Raw genomic sequence first — 3,270 nt, forward strand, 5'->3', positions numbered from 1 at the left:
TTAAGGAAGTTTCTGAAGGAGTCGCACAGGATTCCTTGAATTGGAGTAATGAAGCCAATGCGTTTGTAGCTAAGCATGGAACGGAAGGAAGCAGTAGCAAATTGAAGTTTCTTTTAGATGGAGAAGTTTCTAAAGGTTCAACAGAAGCGATTACTGGCAACCAACTTTATTTAATGAATCAAACAGTTGCGACGTATTTTGGTGGAGGCGCTGGCTATGAAAATGGAAAATGGGTTGCCCCTACCTTCAAGCTTAAAACTATCAATGAAGATGGTAGTACTGGTGAGGAAAAGGTTTACAATAGTGTATCGGAAGCATTTGCTGGTGTTGCGAGTTCTATCACGAATGTTCATAATGATGTGACGAATGTAGTGAGTGATAGCCTTGCCAAGCAGGATGATGATACGAAGGTTATTACTATTGGNCACGAATGTTCATAATGATGTGACGAATGTAGTGAGTGATAGCCTTGCCAAGCAGGATGATGAGACGAAGGTTATTACTATTGGTAAAGAAGTAGAAGGTGCAGAAGTCAATATTGCCAGCAGTAAGAAAGAAGACCGGACACTTTCAGGTGTTAAGGCAGGAGTGCTTTCAGCAGAATCGACAGAAGTTGTAAATGGCTCTCAGTTATTTGCGACTAATAAAAATGTTACGACAGTGACTACCAGTCTAGACAGTGTTTCTAAAAATACATCGAGCTATTTAGGTGGTGGTGCTGATGTGCTTGTAGGTAATCTTCCGACGTATGTTGTTGGTGGTCAGTCATATCATGATGTTGGTTCAGCCTTTAGCGGTGTTGATACATCGCTGACAGATCTTCATAATGAGCTTTCTAAGAACAGCAATGAACTTACGCAGACCATTGAGCAGAATGCTTTGTTGTGGAACGATGACGCGCATGCCTTTGTGGCGCGTCATGTAAAGAACAAAGAGAAAGATGGTCAAGTTATAGCGGAACAAGAAAACAGCAAATTAAAGTTTCTATTAGATGGAGAAATTTCTAAAGGTTCGACAGAAGCGATCACGGGCAATCAGCTTTATTCAATGAATCAGACATTTGCGACCTATTTTGGTGGAGGTGCAGGTTATGATAAAGATGGACAATGGAAAGCACCAAGTTTTGTGATCAAGAAAGTTGATGCGGAAGGTAAAGAAAGTGAGGAAAGCTACAATAGTGTATCGGAAGCATTTGCTGGTGTTGCGAGTTCTATCACGAATGTTCATAATGATGTGACGAATGTAGTGAGTGATAGCCTTGCCAAGCAGGATGATGATACGAAGGTTATTACTATTGGGAAAGAAGCAGAGGGTACAGAACTCAATATTGCAAATAAGGACAAAGTAGATCGGACGCTTTCCGGTGTGAAGGAAGCGGTGAGAGGTAATGAAGCTGTTAATAAAGATCAGCTTGATAAAAGTTTAGAGAAGCTTTCTACCAGTCTTCAGTCTGATGATTCAGCTGTTGTTCTCTACGATAAACAGGCAGATGGTAAAACTGATTATAGCAGTGTGACTTTAGGTAAAGGTAAGGATGCAGGAGCAGTTGCACTTCATAATGTAAAAGATGGTACCATTGCTGATAATTCAAATGATGCGATTAATGGTAGTCAGATCAACACAATTTCTCAGGATTTAGCTAAGTTTCTTGGTGGCGATGCAAAATTTGTTGGCGGTACGTTTACAGGACCAACCTACAAGTTATCGAAGGTTGATGCAGATGGTAATATAACAAACGGCTCTTTTGATAATGTTGGTAGTGCATTTACTGGTCTTGATGATAATATCAAGAATGTGAATGCACGGATTAAAGAAGTTTCTGAAGGGGTAGCGCAGGATTCCTTGAATTGGAGCGAGACTGCCCATGCGTTTGTAGCGCGTCATGAGAAGAAGCAAGAAGAAAAAGGCAGAGCTGTAAGGACACAAGAAAACAGTAGAATTACGTTTCTAGCAAATGGTGAGATTAGCGCTAAATCAACAGATGCTGTAACGGGTAGTCAGCTTTATTCAGTCAATCGGACGGTTGCTAGCTATTTTGGTGGTGGCGCTAGTTATGAGAATGGAGAATGGGTTGCCCCCACCTTCAAGCTTAAAACTGTCAATTCTGATGGTAGTGCTGGTGAGGAAAAGGTTTACAATAGTGTATCGGAAGCATTTGCTGGTGTTGCGAGTTCTATTACGAATGTTCATAATGATGTAACCAATGTAGTGAGTGAAAGCCTTGTCAAGCAGGATGATGAGACGGCTCCTATCACTGTTGGTAAGGAAACAAATGGCACTGTAATTAATGTTGCAAACAAAAGCGGTGTGAAACGGGTTATTTCTGGTGTAGAGGATGCAAAAGATAATAATGATGCCGTTAACAAGGGTCAGCTTGATGCAAGTCTGAAGGAACTTTCTAGCAGCCTTCAGTCTGATGATTCAGCTGTTGTTCATTACGATAAAAAAGATGGTGATAATGGCGACATTGATTACACGAGTGTGACTTTAGGTAAAGGTAAGGATGCAGGAGCAGTTGCACTTCATAATGTAAAAGATGGTGTAATTTCTGAAAAGTCGCATGATGTTATCAATGGTGGTCAGCTTAATAAGATCTCACAAGATGTAGCCAAGTTTCTTGGCGGTGATGCAGCGTTTAATAATGGTGCGTTTACAGGACCGACTTATAAATTATCTAAAGTTTCTACAGAAGGTGAGGTAACAGAAGCTTCCTTTAGTGGTGTAGATACAGCGTTTACAGGGCTTGATGAGAATATTCAGAATGTTAATGCACGGATTAAAGAGGTTTCTGAAGGAGTAGCGCAGGATTCTTTATCTTGGAGTGATAAGGAAAAAGCCTTTGTAGCAAAGCATGGAGATGGATCGGAAAGAAAAAATAGCAAAATTAAGTTTCTTGAAGATGGTGCAATCTCTGCGGATTCAAGTGATGCAGTGAATGGTTCACAGCTTTTTGAGACGAATAAGACTGTTGCAACTTATTTAGGTGGTGGCGCTGAATATAAGGAAGGTCAATGGAGAGCTCCAAGTTTCAAAGTTAAGACTGTTAATGAGGATGGTAGTGCCGTTGAAGAGCAGAGCTATGATGATGTTGCGTCTGCCTTTGCTGGTGTTGGTGATTCATTCACGAATATTCATAAAGAGCTTCAGAATGAGATTAATAAAGTTGTAGGAGATAGTCTTGTTAAGCAAGATGATGCTACGAAGGTAATCAAGATAGGTGGTGAAAAAGAGGGTAGTGCAATCACAATTTCAAACATGAATGGTGATGCA

General features: G+C 40.6%; 2 pseudogenes. Both read left to right on the top strand.

Going from position 1 to position 3,270, the window contains the following annotated elements:
- Positions 1–440: pseudogene (locus ACFILN_RS09695) on the top strand (hypothetical protein); the annotation flags it as partial.
- A pseudogene (locus tag ACFILN_RS03780) lies at positions 421–3,270 on the top strand (hypothetical protein); the annotation flags it as partial. The pseudogenes ACFILN_RS09695 and ACFILN_RS03780, both read left to right, overlap by 20 nt.

This window comes from Bartonella sp. CL434QHHD (genome assembly GCF_042195145.1).
Lineage (GTDB): Bacteria > Pseudomonadota > Alphaproteobacteria > Rhizobiales > Rhizobiaceae > Bartonella.